General features: G+C 71.7%; 3 protein-coding genes. 1 reads left to right on the top strand and 2 read right to left on the bottom strand.

The window, feature by feature from the left end:
• Window positions 1-2,607: 2,607 nt before the first annotated feature.
• Complete coding sequence (locus Ate02nite_RS47930) at window positions 2,608-13,074, bottom strand: beta strand repeat-containing protein (protein ID WP_203814699.1); 10,467 nt, start codon at window positions 13,072-13,074, stop codon at window positions 2,608-2,610.
• A 226-nt stretch (window positions 13,075-13,300) separates the two neighbouring features.
• Between Ate02nite_RS47930 and Ate02nite_RS47935 the strand changes: the two genes are divergently transcribed.
• A complete protein-coding gene (locus tag Ate02nite_RS47935; RefSeq protein ID WP_203814700.1) occupies window positions 13,301-15,679 on the top strand; it encodes a GH92 family glycosyl hydrolase in 2,379 nt (792 codons plus the stop codon).
• Here Ate02nite_RS47935 and Ate02nite_RS47940 read toward each other — a convergent pair.
• Window positions 15,662-16,150, bottom strand: a complete 489-nt coding sequence (locus Ate02nite_RS47940) for a cobalamin biosynthesis protein (RefSeq protein ID WP_307873309.1) — start codon at window positions 16,148-16,150, stop codon at window positions 15,662-15,664. The two genes, Ate02nite_RS47935 and Ate02nite_RS47940, sit on opposite strands and share 18 nt — an antisense overlap.
• Window positions 16,151-16,160 lie beyond the last annotated feature (10 nt).

The raw sequence follows: 16,160 nt of genomic DNA on the forward strand, positions 1-16,160 counted from the left end.
GCCGGTCGTTCGTGTCGTCGGCCCGGACCAGGGTGACCCCGCTGGCCCGCCACACCGTGTCGGTGCTGATCTCGGAGCCGACGGTGACCCCCAGCCGCAGGTTGCGGGCCGTGCCGGACACCAGGGCCACCCCGGTGCAGATGACGCTGGCGGTGCCGGCCGTGCAGGAGTCCGAGCCGAGGTCGGCCGAGTCCACCGTGAAGTCGTCCGGCAGGTCGTCCAGCGGCACGGTCAGGGTCAGGTCGTCGAAGTCGGCGGTCGCCGACAGGCTGACGGTCGCGGTGCCGGACTCCCCCGGCTTGATGATCGCGCCGCCGACGGTCAGTGTGCCGTGCGTGGCGAGCTGCAACCGCACGTCCTGGCTGCCGCCGCAGGTGGTGTCCCCGTCGGCGGTGACGCAGCCGTTGGCCACCTTGTCGCCGTCCTGGGCGGTGGTGGCGACCTTCAGCGGCAGCGTCCAGGTCAGCGTGTTTCCGGCGGTGAGGCTGTAGGCACAGGTCAGCACGGTGCTGCTGGTCACCGTGCAGGCGCTCGCGGTGGCACCGGTGAGGGTGCCGAAGGTGGCGTTGGCCGGGGCCTTGATCGTGGCGGTGCGGTTGGTGGCGTCCACGGTGCTGCTGTTGACGCCGGTGACGGTGAGCGAGGTGGTTCCGCCGGGCGCGACCGTGCCGGTCGGGCTGGTCACGGTGAAGGTGACGGTGGCCGCGTCGGCCGGGGTGCGGACCAGATCGGCGCTGCCGGTGACCACCTTCGGGCCGGCGGTCACGGTGATGCCGGTGGCGTGCCAGATGACCCCGTTGGCGACCCCGGTATCGACCGAGGTGGCGACGGTGATCGGGGTGTCCACGCCGGCCAGCAGCGGCACCGCGGCGCAGGTGATCAGGGTGCTGGTCAGCACGCAGGCCGATCCGCCGCTGGGACCGGTCGCGGAGGTCACGTGGAAACCGGACGGCAGGGTGCTCAGCGGGATCCGGACGGTGGTCAGCGCGATCGCGGTGTTGGACCGGACCTTCAGCACGCCGTTGCCGCTCTCGCCCTGCTTGACCGTCACGGTGGTGGCGCCGATCGCGATCGCGCCCAGCTTGATGGTGTCGATGGCGGTGTCCGGCGGAATGGTGCAGGTGCCGTCGTGGCCGGCATCGGCGCAGCCGCCGGTTAATGGGACATCCGGGTCGGCGGTGCTGTCCACCTTGATCGGCAACGGGAACTTCAGGGTGGCGAGGGCGTTCACGCTGAGCGTGCAGTCCACCCGGCGGGAGTTGGTCAGGGTGCAGTAGCTGACCGTCGGCGTCCGGAAGGTGGTGTTGTTGGGGGCCAGGAAGGCGTACGGGACATTGGTCTGGCTGGTGACGGCGGTGTTGAGGGCGGTGACGGTCAGCTCGCCGTTGTCGCCGGGGCTCAGGCTGCCGTCGGGCGGGGCGGCCACCGTCACGGTGAGGCCGCCGACCGAGGCGCCCTGCGGGGTCACCAGCGTGCCGGAGCCGCGCGACTCGATCGTGGTGCCGGTGACCGCGGCGATCGGGGTGCTGATCGCGTCGATGCCGGAGCTGGGCGCCCAGGCGGCCGCCGCGGTGGCCGAGACGGCCCGGGTGACCGGCAGCGAGACGGTCGCGGTGCCGCCGGCCGGCACGGTCACGCCGGAGCAGGTCACCTTGGTGCTGTCGGTGGCGCAGGTGCCGCCGCCGGTGCTGGTCACCGTGCCGAGCTGGTAACCGGTGGGCGGCAGCGGGACGGTGATCACGGTGTTCGGCGCGGCCGCGTCGCCGGTGTTGTCGACCGACACGGTCGGCGTGCCGCTGGCCCCGGCCGCGAGCGCGACCTTGGTGACCTTGACCGGTCCCAGCCGCACCTTGCCCGAGCAGATCGACTCGGCGACGGCGATCTCGCTGCTCGCCACGGTGCCGAGGCCCGAGTTGGAGAGCAGGTCCACGTCCAGCGCCTGGACCGTGTAGGTCAGCAGGCCGGTGCCGCTGTCCCAGGTCGCGCTCTGCTTGTTGACGTCGGCCTTGAGCAGCGGGGACAGGTCGATGGACGTGCTGGCCGAGACGTTCGCGGCGGTGCCCGAGCCGACCTTGAGATCGGCGACGCTGCTGGAGCCGGAGATCTGCGACGTGCTCATCTGGCAGGCGGTGCGGAGCGCGCCGGTGGTCACGCTGCTGAGCAGGGTGAGGTTCGCGACCTCGGACACCGCCGAGCCGCCGGTTCCGCTGAGCGCCGGGCCGGCCGTCGCGGTGACCGCGCCGAGGGCCGCGATCGGGCCGAGGTTCGCGACGTTCGCCGAGCCGGTCGACTCGATGACGGAGGCGCCGGTGGCCCAGGCCGCCTTGGTCGTCGTGACAATGTTCTGTCCACCCAAGATCGTGATCCGCGCGCGCAGCCCCTGGGCCGACGTCGTGATGGAGCTGGCGGCGGGCGCGGCGGCGGGGAGCATCAACAACCCCAGGGCGATCGCCGCCAGGGCCAGATAGGCGAACCGACGACCTCGAACTGACCGGTGAGCAATCACGAATATTATTCAAGTACCGGTCATCGCGTCGAATGACGCTTTTAACGGATATGCCGGAACTTTCACGACCGTCGCTGTTACTGCGGGCGACGCGAGTACGCCTATGGGCGTCGACGGACCAGTCGCGACAGGACGCTCGGTCGCGCATGGCGGTGCTTGCGCATCGCATGCCGGCGTACGCCCGAATAGGCGACCGCCCCGCTCCGGGATCGGGCGCCGGTCAGCAGCACCACACCGAACGCCAGCAGGATCGCCGACAGCAGGCCCAGCCGGGCCACGTCGGCACCGGTGGTCGGCAGGTTGCCGTCGTCGTCGTTGCTGTCGGCCGCGGTGAGCACCAGCGGGACGTCGACCGTGTTGTTCACCGAGCGGCCGTCGTCACTGGTGGTCGTGACGGTGACCTTCATGGCGTTCAGGCCGTCGGTCACGCCGGCGCCGAGCTTGAGGGTGAGCCAGAGCTCGCTGCCGCTCAGCGCGGCCGCGTCCGGCGCCGCACAGGTGACGTGGTTGTCCGCGCCACCCGAGGTCGCCGTGCAGGTCGCCTCGACGGTGGCCGTCGTACGTACCTTATTGGCCTTGGTTTTGGCCGTGGCCTTGGTCTTGACCTTGGTCTTGGACGACGCGGAGGTGGAGAGGAGGATCTCCGCCTTGGCGATGTAGACGCCGGTGGGCGGCTCGACCGCGAAGCTCACGTTGTCGGCCATCACGATGCCGTCGTTGGTGTACGGGATCTTCACCACCGGCTGGGCGCTGCCGGTGATCGGCACGACCGCCCCGCCGTAGGTGATGCCCAGGTCGACGTCGTAACGCCCGATGGTGAAGTCCGGGATGGCCACATCGGTGCTGCCGCCGCACGTGTAGTCGAAGGCCGGCTTGCCGGTGCTGAGCGCCTGATCGACGCAGCCGCCGGTGACCACCGTGCCCGGCTCCAGGCCGTCGTCGATGACCAGCGGCATCTTGATGGTGGCCGAACCGCCGACGGCGAGGCTCACCTGGCAGGTGACGATCCGGTCGGTGCTGCCCTCGGCGCAGCCGGTCGGCAGGGTGCCGTGCGTCGCCCCGTCCGGGATCATGATCGTCACCGGGTACGGGTCGGCGACGCCCGGTCCGGCGTTGGTGACCGTGATCGGCAGGACCGTGGTCTGGCTCGGCGCCGGGGTCTTGTTCGACACCGCACCGACCGTGACGGTCACCGAGTACGGGATGTCGGTGGTGCTGACCAGCACGCCGGAGGCGGACAGCACGTCGGTCTCGTCGTCCGACGGGACCAGGGTGAGCCCGTCGACCGTCCACGTCGTAGCGGTGGTGATCGACGCGGAGACGGTGACCCCGAGCTTCAGCGAGCGGGAGGTGCCGGACTTCAGGGCCACCCCGGTGCAGACGATGCTGCCGCTGCCGACCGTGCACGAGTCCGAGCCGAGTGCGGCCGAGTTCACCGTGAAGCCTTCCGGCAGGTCGTCCAGCGGCACGGTGAGGACCAGGTCGTCGTAGTCGGCGGTGGCCAGCAGCGAGATGGTCGCGGTGCCGGACGCACCCGGCGCGATCACGACGCCGGCCACGGTGACCGTGCCGTGGGTGGCGAGCGGTTCCCGGATCGGGGTGTCCCCGGTGGACACGTCCTGGCTGCCGCCGCACGAGGTGTTCCCGTCGGCCGACACGCAACCGCCGGAGACCTTGTCGCCGGTCTTCGCGGTCGCCGACACCGTCAGCGGCAGCGTCCAGGTCAGGGTGTTGCCCGCCTCGAGGCTGTAGGTGCAGGTCAGCTGGGTGCTGGTGGTGGCCGAGCAGGCGGTCGCGGTGGCGCCGGACAGGGTGCCGAAGGTGGCGTTGGCCGGGGCGTTGACGGTGGCGGTGCGGTTCACCGCGTACGACGGGCCGGAGTTGACACCGGTGACCGTCCAGGAGGTGATGGCGCCGGGTGCCACCGTGCCGGTCGGCCCGGCCACCGTGAAGGCGACGCTCGCCACCCGGCTGCCCGAGGTCACCAGGATCGCGGTGCCGGTGACCGACTCGGTGCCGGCTGCCACCGTGATGCCGGTGGCGGTCCAGACCACCCCGGGCGAGACGCTCGCGGCGACCGCGGTGGTGATGGTGACCGCGCTGTTCGCGCCGGCCGCGAGCGGCACCGCGGTGCACTGCACCTGGCTGGTGGTCAGCGTGCAGGACGATCCGGCCGGGCCGGTCGCGGCGGTGGCCCGGAAACCGGTGGGCAGGGTGCTGAGCGGGACGGTGACGGTGGTCGACGCGAGCGCCGAGACCGCGGTGACCCGTACGACGGCGGCGCCGCTGGCCCCCGGGGTGACCGAGACGTTGGTGCCGGCCACGGTGACCCGGCCGGTGAGCGGGGCGACCAGGCGGAAGCCGGCGATCGTGGTGTCGCAGGTGCCGTCGCTGCCGGCGTCGACGCAGCCGCCGGTCACCGCGACGTCCGGGTCGGCGGTGGCCGACACCTTCAGCGGCAGGGTGAACCGGGTCTGGCCGCTGCCGCCGACCGCCAGGGTGCAGTTGATCCGGGTGGCCGGGCTGGCCAGCGTGCAGAAACTCGCGGTGGTGCCGGTCGGGGCCAGGAAGGTGGTTCCGGTCGGGGCCTGGAAGGAATAGGACAGGCCGGAGGCGTACGAGGTGCCGGTGTTGACCGCGGTGACGCTGATCGAGCCGGTGTCGCCGGGCTTCAGGGTGCCGTCGGACGGCGGCGTCGCGGTCACCGTCACGGCGATGTCGGCCGCGCCGACCCGGGCGACCCGGAGCGTACGGGTGATGGTCTCGCCGCCCGTCTCGGCCACCACCACGCCCGGGCGGAACTCGGCGTTCGGGACGGCGTTGTCGCGAACCGTGGTGGTGAGCACGATCGCCGCGGTCGTCCCGGTGCTGACCGCGAACCCGGTGCAGGTCACGTTGCCGTTGGCGACACCGCAGGTGCCGGCGGTCGAGGTGGCGGCGGTGACGGTCATCCCGGTGGGCAGTCCGGCCAGCGGGATCGTCACGGTGAGGCCGTTGCGGGCCCGGGTGGTGGCCAGCCGCACCACGGGGTGGCCGGTGGTGCCGGGCCGGATCGCCGCGTCGGACGAGCTGACCGTGATGGCCTGGTCCAGCGTCGGCGACAGGTGCAGCGTCGGGATGACCTTGTCGCCCGAGTCGCAGCCGTCCTGGTCGAAGTCGATGCAGCCGCCGTCGATCGCGGTGTCGGCACTGGCGTTGGACGGCACCTGCACCGGGACGGTCAGGTCGGTCAGGCTGCTGCCGGCCGCCACGCTGAAGGTGCAGTTCAACTGGGTGCGAGCGGTGTCGACAACGGTGCAGTAGGCGGCGGTGGCGGCGTCCAGAGTGCCGAAGGACGTGCCGGACGGCGCACGCAGCCGGATCACCTTGCCGGACACGTCGGACGGGCCGGCGTCGCTGATCTTGAGCGCCATCGGGACCACGTCGCCGGGCTCGACCGTGCCGGTCGGCGGGGTGAACGTGTAGGACAGTCCGGCGGTCGGCGTGCCGGTGCGGATCACCGTGCCGCTGGTCTGGCTGGTGCCGCCGGTGCTGCTGGTCAGGGTGACCGCGGCCGGGGTCCAGGCGACGCCGGCGGCGAGCGACGAGGCGGCGTGCACGGTGATCGCGACCAGCCGGTCGGTGCTCGTGGTCGCCTTCAGCCCGGTGCAGGTGATCTGGCCGGACCAGGTGCAGGTGCCGTCGCCGGCCGGGTCCTTCACGTCGGTGACGGTGAGGCCGGCCCCGGGCATGTCGGCACTGCCGATGGTGAGGGTCATCCCGGCCAGCGTCCGGTCCGCGATGATCTTCACGTACCCGGTGCCGTTCTGGCCGGGCACCACGGTGCCGGTCTCGATGTTCAGCTGCGCCTGCGCGCTGAACAGCTTGGCCAGCACGAACGCGCTGAGGGTGATGTCCGGCGCGGCACCGCAGGCGCCGTCGAGGTCGACGTCGACGCAGCCGCCGCTGATCGAGGCGCCACCGGCCACGGTGGAGCCGACGTCCAGGCCGAGGGTGAACGACTTGGACCCGGTGCCGACGTCGGCGGTACAGCTGGCCAGGGTGGCCGAGAGCAGGACGCAGTAGTTCGAGGCGGGCACGTCGAGGGCGGCGAAGGTGGTGCCGCCGGGCGCCCGGAACTCGGCGTGGGCGTTCGGCAGGGCGGACAGGCCGTTGTTGGTCATGGTCACCCCGAGCCACGCCGTGCCGCCCGGCAGCGTCACCCCGTCGCCGGGCAGGCTGACGTCCACCACCAGGTCGGTGTCGGCCGCGTCGATGGTGGCCAGCTGCCGGTAGAGCACGGCCGTCTCGCTGCCCTGCTGGACCGTGATCGCCGGGGTCCAGGTGGCCTGCGGGGTGGTGGTCGGCGACGCCGCGAGGTCGAGGGTGAGGGTCCGGGTGGAGCCAGTGCCGAAGTCGACGCCGGTGCACTGCACGAGCTGGTTGGTCACCGGGCAGGTGGTGTTGCCGTCGAGGGTGGCGGTGGTGACGGTCAGGCCGGTCGGTGCGCTGGTGGCGTCGACGGTGACCGCCAGGCCGTTCCGGGTGGCGCCGGCCGTGGTGGTCAGGGTGAGGGTGGCGGTAGCGGTGTCGCCCGGCTTGACGGTCGCCGACGTGCCGCCCGCGGAGAGCACGCTGGCCAGCTGGCGGCCCAGGGTGAAAGCCGGGATGTTCGTGTCGCAGCCGCCGTCGCCGTCGAGGTCGAGGCAGCCGCCGCTGATGCTGCCGCCCGGGGTCGCGCCGGCCGGCACGTTCACCGGGACGGTCCAGTTCAGGCTGGCGGCGTTGGCCACGGTGGCCGTGCAGGTCAGCATGGTCGAGGTGGTGACGGTGCAGGTGGTCCCGGTCGGGGTGCCGAACGTGGTGCCGGTGGGCGCGTACACGATGACCGGCGCGTTGGTGGCGCTGTTGCCACTGTTGGTGATGGTGATGTCGATCGAAGCGGTGCCGCCTGGCAGCACCGAGCCGTTGGCCGGCGGCGTAGCGGTCGCGCCCAGGACGTAGTCGGGAACGTCGCCGCGGGCCAGGATGCCGCTGGTGCTGATGGTCGCCCCGCCCGAGGAGGTGATCGCGACCGTCGGGTTCCACACGACGGAAGGCGGGGTGTTGGCCTCGACCTGGACCGGGACGTCGATCGTGACGGTGTTCGAAGGCAGGTCCACACCGGTGCAGTCGATGTCGCCGGCGTTGAGGACACAGCTGCCGCTGGCCGGGGCAAGAGTGGCCGTGCCGGTCACGCTGATGGCGCCGCTCGGCAGCCCGGCGAGCGGGATGTTCACGTGCAGGCCCGTCAAGGGCTGAGTTGAGGTGATCACCAGCTGGCCGCTGCCGTTTTGCTGGGCGGCGGGGTTGGGCGGAGTGAAGGGTGTCGTCTGCACGCTGATCTGCCGGTCGAACGGTGTGTCGACGGCAATGTCCGGGAGCTTCTCGTCGGGTGGCAACGCCACGCTGGTGCACGAGCCGTTGTTGTCGCCGTCGAAGCAGCCGCCGGTCAGCGGCTGGGCCGGGTCGGCGGTCGCGTCGACGATCAGCCTCACCGAGGTGGGACCCCACTGCGCGGCGGCGGCCAGCGGAGCCACCGTGCAGCTCATCCGGGTGAACGGGCTGCTGGTGGTGCAGCCGCTCGGGGTGTTGGCCGAGTCGAACTTGGTGCCGGCCGGGGCGACGAAGCCGAACGTGGCGCCGGCGGCGTCGGACGGGCCCTGGTTGGTGACCGTGACGTCGACGGCCGCGGTGCCGCCCGGCTCGGCGGTGGTGATCGTGCCGAACGTCGGTGCCAGCGCGAACTGCCGGGCGCCGGCCGTCGCGAGGAGCCGGTCCACGGTGTACGGAGAACCGCCGTTGTCCACCGCGATGCCGGTCGCGGTCCAGTCGGTGCCGGGCGGCAGGTTCGGGTCCCCGGTGAGGTGCAGCGTGACGTCCTTGCTGGCGCCCGCCCCGATCGACATGTTGCTGCAGACCACGTTGGTCGGGCCGACCGTGCCGCAGGCGACGCCGCCGGCGTCGGCCGCCGTGACGTGCATGGTGCTCAGCAGGCCACCGAGCGGCACGGTCACCCGGATGCCGGTCAGCGCGCCGTGCGTCGCGGTGATTCGCAGCTTGGCGTCGGCGCCGCCGGCCGCGCCCGGTGTGACGGTGGCCGGGGTGGCGCTGACCGCGACCTGCTGGCCGATCGAGACGGCCAGCTTGATCGGGCCGATCGCCGCGTCCGCGCTGCCGCAACCGGGCTGCCCGTCGAGGTCGACGCAGCCGCCGGTCAGCGCGGCGAAGACGTCCGCGTTGGCCGGCACCTGCACCGGCAGGGTCAGCCCGGTGGTGCCTCCGGCCGACACGTTGACCGTGCAGGTCGCGACGGTGGTGAAGGTGGCGACGCAGCCGGTGCCGGTCAGCGAGCCGAACGTGGTGCCGGTGGGGGCGTTGACCGTGAACACCGCACCGGTGGCATCGGACGGGCCGGCGCTGTTGCCGACCGTCACGTTCACGTTGGCGCTGGTGCCGGCCGTGGTGGTGAAGTCGGCCGGTACGGACACGTTGGCGGTGAGCGCGAACTGGGCCGGGGTGACCAGGGCCAGGACGGCGGTGTCGGTGGCGACCCCGCCGGCGCCGGTGCCGTCGTCGACCGTGATGCCGGTCGCGGTCCACAGGCCGGCGGTCGCGGACGCGGCCGCCTGCACCGGCATCGTGATGACCACCGGGGTGTTCGGGGTGGGCAGGTCGAACGACAGGCACTCCAGGTTCGAGCCGTTCACCGAGCAGGTGCCGCCGCCCGGCCAGGTGCCGGTGGTGACGGTCAGGCCGGCCGGCTTGCCGCCGAGCGGAATGGTGACCTTCAGGCCGGTCTCGGCCTTCGTCGAGGAGATGCTGATCCTGGCGTTGGCGGTGGTGCCCGGGGTCACCGAGGCCGGCACGGCGGCCACCGTGATCCGCTGCTGGGCCGGGATGCCGACGCTGAGCGGCGGCACGGTCGCGTCGGCCGACGTGCAGATGCCGTTGCCGTCCAGGTCGACGCAGGCACCGGTGAGCGCCTGCCCAGGCAGGGCGATCGCGGCGACGTCGAGCGCGGCGACGAAGTGCGTCGCCGCGGCGCCCTTGGCCATCGTGACCGAGCAGTTGAGCCTGGTGCTCAGCAGGCCGAGCGAACAGCCACCGGGCGCCGAGGCGAAGGTCGCGCCGAGCGGGGCGAGCACGCTGAACGTGGTGCCGACCGCGTCGGACGGGCCCTGGTTGGTGATCGCGACGTCCATGCTGGTCTGGCCGCCGGGCAGCACCGAGGTCGGGTTCAGGCTCACCGCGGCGGCCAGCTTGGGCTGCGCCGCACCGACCGTGGCCAGCAGCAGGTTGCTGCTGACGCTGTCGGTCCCGGCGGCCACCGTGACGCCGGTCGCCGTCCACTGTGTCCCGGCGGTGGCGTTGGCCGGCGCCTTGACGACCAGGGTGACGTTGCCGGTCGCGGCATCGGCGATCGAGACGTGGTCGCAGACGACCGAGTTCACGCCGACCGTGCAGGAGGAACCGCCCGGGCCGGTGGCCGAGTCGACGGTGAGGCCGCCGGTCAGGCCGGTGGTCGGCACGGTGACCGTCATGTTGGCCAGCGGACCGTGCGCGGCCTTGATGTGGATCACGGCGTTGGCCTGGTCGCCCGGGGTGACCGCGGCCTGGTCGGCGGTGACCGCGGCCTTGGCCGAGAACGGCACCTTGAGCAGGAACGCGGGGATGGTGGCGTCGCCCGAACTGCAGCCGGGCAGCCCGTCGAGGTTGACGCAGCCGCCACCGATCGGCGTGTCCAGGTCGGCGCCGGCGTCGATGGTCAGCGGGAAGGTCGACTGCCAGGCCGGATCGCTGGGCAGCAGGTTCTTCGAGCAGGTCACCAGGGAGAGGACAGCCGAGCAGTTGGCCGGCAGGGCGCCGAGAGTGGTGCCGGTCGGCGCGGTGAAGGTGAACGTGGCCGGGCTGGCCGCCGACGGGCCACCGTTGGTGACGTTCACCTGCATGCTTGTGGTGCCGCCGGGCAGGACCGTGCCGTCGGCCGGGGTCTGCACCGAGCCGGACAGCGTGTACGAGGCGGTGACGGTGCCGGCCAGCAGACCCACCTTGGCGGCCTGGTCGGTGCCGGACGTGACGGTGACCGTGGGCGACCAGGCCTGCAGCGCCGCCGCGGTGTTGGCCGCCTTGATGTCCACCCCGATGGTCCCGGCGGTGTTCGCGGTCAGGGCGACCCCGGTGCAGGTGATCGCCGTGGTGTCGAACGAGCAGGTGGAGCCGGCCGGGCCGGTGACCGCCTGGATGGTCAGGTCGGCCGGCTTGCCGGCGAGCGGGACGGTCACGCCCAGGCCGGTCTCGGCCTGGACCGAGGTGAGCTTCACCTGGCCGGTGCCGGTGCTGCCGGGCGTGATCACGGCCGGCACCAGGACGGCGGCCAGCCGGGTCGCGAGCGGCGTGCGCAGCGTGAACGAGGGCAACGCCGAGTCGCTCGCCCCGCCACAGCTGGTGTCGTTGTCGAGGCTGACGCAGCCGCCGGTGATCGGCAGCGCCGGGTTGGCCAGCACCGACACGGTGAGCGGCAGGTTGATGGTGCTGGTCGCGCCGCCGCCGGCCAGGTTCACCGTGCAGCGTGCGGTGCTGCCGGAGAGCGCGGTGCATCCGGTGCCGGTCAGCGAACCGAGCGTGGTGCCGGCCGGCGCCACCACGACGAACTGGGCGTTGGTGGCGTCCGACGGCCCCTGGTTGGAGACGTCGAGTTTCAGATTGGTGGTCCCGCCCGGGTTGACCGTGCCGCTGACCGGCGAGGTCGCGTTGACGCTGAGCGTGAAGTGCGGCGAGAGGGACACGATGGTGCCGCCGGCGGTGCCCACGGTTCCGCCGGAGGTGGCGCTGACCGGGGTGTTGCCGGGGGTGGTCCAGTCGGTGGTCACCGCGGCGCCGACCGTCACCGGGATCGAGACGGTGACCGGCACGCCGCCACCCGGGATGACCACATTGGTGCAGGTGATGCCGCCGCTGTTGCTGACGCAGGAGCCACCGCCGGAGGTGGTGACCGTGCCGACCGTGTAGCCCGTCGGCGGTGGGGGCACGGTGATCGTGGTCGAGGTGGCGTTGTACTGGCCCGCGTTGGACACCCGCACCTCGGACGTCACCTGCGGGCCGCCCGGGGTGGCCACGGCCGGCCGCAGCGAGACGCCGTTGATCAGGTTGACGTCCGGCGACCCGACGGTGAGCAGGGTGCCCTGTCCGGTGACGGTGGTGCCGTTCATCAGGGCGGTGATGCCGGTGAGAGCCCAGCTGGAGTTCGGGGTGCTGGTGACGGCGGCGGTGGTCACGACGTCTACCCGGGCCGTGCCCTTGGCCGGGATCGGCACGCCGGAGCAGACGATGTCGATGTTGGTCCGGATCACGCAGGGGGTACTGCCGACCTGGGCCGAGGTGACCGAGACGCCGGCCGGCGGGCTGGGGATCGGGATGGTGATGGTCGCGCTCGCGTCGGACGGTCCCTGGTTCGCGACGGTGACGTAACCGGTGGACGACTTGCCGGCCGCGAGGGGGTTCGCGCCGACCGTGATCGTGCCGCCGGTGGTGATCGGCGCCTTCGTGGTGACCAGGGTGCCGGACCCGGTGGGCGCGGAGATCTTGACGGTCGGCGAGGAGGTGGGGGCCGGGACACTCTCGGCCTTGATGCCGGTCGGCGCCCAGGTCGCCGCGTTGGCGCCGGCCGACGCGACGAGGGTGACCGGCAGCGAGACCTGGGCGCTGCCGCCGCCGGGCACGGTCACCCCGGTGCAGACCACGGCCGAGGCGTTGGTGGTGCAGGTGCCGCCGCCGGTGACGGTCGGGGTGCCGAGGTTGTAGAGCGCCGCGGCGGCCGGCAGCGGGACGGTGATGGTGGTGTTGATCGCGGCGACGTCGCCGAGGTTGGGGACGGTGACGGTGGGGGTGCCGGACTCGCCGGGGGCCAGGTTCGCGCCGGCCACCGTGATCGCGCCCAGCTCGACGTTGCCGGTGCAGCTCGACTCGGCGACCGTGACCTTGCCGTTGGCCAGGGTGAACCCGTTGAGCAGGGTCACGTCGAGGGCGGAGACGGTGTAGGTCAGTTTCTTGGTGCCACTGACGTAGGTCGCGGTCCGCTTGTCGATGTCGACCGAGGCCAGGTTGCCGACGGCCACGCCGGTCTGGGCCGTCACGTTTGTCGGCTGCACCACGTTCAGGAGCTTCAGACCCGCGATCGTGGTTTTGCCGGTGACGTCGGCTTTGGTCATCTGGCACTCGGTGTGGATCGCGCCGGTGTCGATGCCGCCGCTGCCGAGCAGGTTCAGGTTCGCGACGTCGGCCGTGGCCCGGCCGCCGTCGGTGACCGGGCCGGCCAGCGTGTTGATGGTGCCGACCGAGACGATGCCCGGTGCGTTGACGAATACCGGCGGGGTCGGCGCGTTGGTCGGCCCGCTGCTCCACGTCGTAGGCGTGCCGGGAACGGTGCTGTTGAGCAACGCACCGCCCAGCAGGTTGAGCGCCAGTCGCAGACCTACGGCCGACGAACTGACCGAGGCGGCCGCGGCGGGCAGCGGCTGCAGGACGAGAGCGAGCAGAACGGCTGCCACAGCCAGCACAGCCAGCCTGCGCCCGCGGGCGGGCCGATGGTTACGCACAAGCCGTATTCAAGTTCACATTTTCTAGCGAAGACTGCCCTTTGGCCGATGTCCCGACATTTCCCTAATTCCAGTGTGACGGGAGATCCCGATGGTGAAGAAAGTGTTCATTTAAAAGGAGATTGAAGATCATCGTCGCCCGCGTAGGTTCGGCCGCGAGCCTACGAAAGGGAGACGCATGTCGATACGTGCCGTGCTGGCCATCGCGCTCGCGCTCACCGCCGGAGCCGCCACGCCCGCGCCCGCCGTGCCGCTGGTCGACGACCCGGCGAGCTATGTGGACCCGTTCATCGGGACCACTCGCGGTGGCAACACCTGGCCGGGCGCCACCCGGCCGTTCGGGATGATCGCCTGGAGCCCCACCGGCACCAGCGGCGATCAGACGAACGCACCCGCCGCGAACGGCTACGAATACAACACCACCAAACTGCGTGGCTTCAGCCTCACCCATGTCAACGGGGCCGGTTGCGCACCCGGCGCCGCCGGGGATGTGCCGATCCTTCCGTACGCCGGTGCAGTCGACTCATCGCCCACGGCGGACACCAAGGACACTCATTTTGTTGGCACCTACAGTCACGCCAACGAAACCGCGACCCCGGGGCGATACACCGTCACCCTCGACTCGGGGGTGCGCAGCGACCTCGCCGTCACCACCCGGGCCGGCGTCGCCGACTTCACCTTCCCGGCCGGGGCGGCCGCCAACCTGCTGTTCCGCACGTCCAACTCGCTCAACGGCAGCGAGGACGCGGAGATCACCATCGACCCGGCGACCCGGACCGTCAACGGCTCGGTGCTGACCGGCGGGTTCTGCGGCCGGCGGGGCAACGGTGGCGGGGCGACCAACCCGAACCGGCGCTCCTACTACCGGCTGTACTTCAGTGCGGTCTTCGACCGGGACTTCGCTTCGACCGGGACCTGGCAGAACAGCACCCTCACCCCGGGCGGGACCACGGCCACCGGCGGGGAGGGTTACCTGACCGGGGCCGATCGGGCCGGGCGTGGATCCGGTGGCTGGGTCGGGTTCGGCACCGCCTCGGATACCCGGGTAGGAATGCGCGTCGGAATCTCGTACACAAGCCTCGGCGCAGCCGCCGCCAACCGCGACGGAGAGATCCCGGCGCAAGCGACGCCGGATCTGATCGCGGCGCAGGCGCGAGAGGCTTGGAACACCGAGCTTTCGCGGATCGGAGTCGGTGGCGGAACTCCCGCCCGGACGACCGCGTTCTACACCTCCGTCTACCACAGCCTGATGCAGCCACAGACGCTCAGTGACCTCGACGGTCGTTACCTGGGGGCGGATCTGCAGGTGCACACGATCCGGGCCGGGCAGAAGGCGGCGTACGGGACATTCTCCGGCTGGGATCAGTATCGGGCACAGATCCAGTTGCTGGGGTTGCTGCGGCCGGACGTGGCCGGTGACATGGCGACGTCCATGGTGGACTTCGCCGCGCAGAACAAGGGCATCTGGGACCGGTGGCTGCATCTCGGCGCGCCGACCCACGTGATGACCGGCGACCCGGCCGCACCGACGTTGGCCACCTGGTACGCGATGGGGGTTCGCAATTTCCCCATCGGCGAGGCGCTCGACTCGCTGGTGCGGCAGGCGACCGTGCAGAACCCGGACGCGCTCTCCGACGCCGGCTGCCCCGGGCAGTGCACCGGCCAGCGGCCCACGTTGAACACCTACCTGGCCCTGCACTACGCGGCCAACGACATCTGCCACTGCTGGGGTGGCGCGGCCGAGACCCTGGAGAACTCGCTCGCCGACTTCTCCCTGGCGATGTGGGCGCAGCGGGCCGGCCGTAACGATCTGTACCGCTCGCTGCTGCCGCGTGGCGACTACTGGAAGAACACCTTCAACACCGCGGTCGGCTATCAGGCGGCCCGGAAAGCGGACGGTAGCTGGCAGACCGGATTCACCCCCAGCACCGACGCCGGCTTCGCCCAGGGGTCGAGCGCCACCTACACCTGGATGGTGCCGCAGGACGTGTCCGGGCTGGCGACGCTGATGGGTGGCCGGCCGGCCGCCGCCACCCGGCTGGACGGCTTCTTCCACGACGAGAACGGGAACTGGGCGGTGCTCGGCGGGAACGCCCTGCGCTACGACCCGACGAACGAACCCGGCATTCACGCGCCGTGGCTCTACAACGGACTCGGCCAGCCCTGGAAAACCCAGGAGACGGTACGGCAGATCGTCGACACCGCGTACGGGGTCGGACCGTCCGGCCTGCCCGGCAACGACGACCTGGGCACGATGAGCGCGTGGTACGTCTTCGCCGCGATGGGCTTCTTCCCGCAGGTGCCCGGCCGGGCCGAGATGCTGCTCGGGTCGCCGGTCTTCACCCGGGTGGTGCTCACCCGCAGCAACGGCGTCCGGTTGACGGTGAACGCCTCGTCCACCGACACCTATGTGCAGAGGGTGACGCTCAACGGGTCGACGCTCGGTAAGTCGTGGCTACCGGAGTCGTTCGTCCAGCGCGGCGGAACCGTGTCGTTCACCCTCGGCACCACCGCCAACCAGAGCTGGGCGGTGACCGGCCTACCCGTCGATCACTGACGCCACCGCCACGACGACCCCGCGGAACACCCGCTTCGACAGGAGGAGCTCGCCGCCTGCTCCGGCGGCGGCGAGCGCCGCCGCCTCCGCGACGCTGGGGGTGCCCAGGGCCGCGGCGACCCTTTCGCTCCCATGGGGTACGTCCTGAGCCGCTAGTTCCGCCGCCGCGAACGACACAAGTTCCCAGCCGTACGCGGCGGCGACCGCCCGCACCCCGTCCTCGGCGGCCCGCCGATCGATCGTGGCCAGCACCCGAACGGCCCCCGCATCCGCACCGATCTCAGCAAGAGCCTGCCGCACCGCACCGGCAACGCTGTCCACCGCCACACCCGCCCGAGCCCCAACCCCCACAACCAGAACCCGAGCGCCCACCACTCCACTCCCCCTCAACCCCGTCACCCCCGCACACACCCACACCCCCGCACACACCCACACCCCCGCACACACCCACACCCCCGCACACACCCACACCCCCGCACAC

Origin of the sequence: Paractinoplanes tereljensis (assembly GCF_016862435.1) — a bacterium.
Taxonomy (GTDB): domain Bacteria; phylum Actinomycetota; class Actinomycetes; order Mycobacteriales; family Micromonosporaceae; genus Actinoplanes; species Actinoplanes tereljensis.

What these genes read in the sequence shown, in the direction of transcription:
- Ate02nite_RS47935 (WP_203814700.1), top strand. Translation starts at nt 13,301, where the DNA reads ATGTCGATACGTGCCGTGCTGGCCATCGCGCTCGCGCTCACCGCCGGA.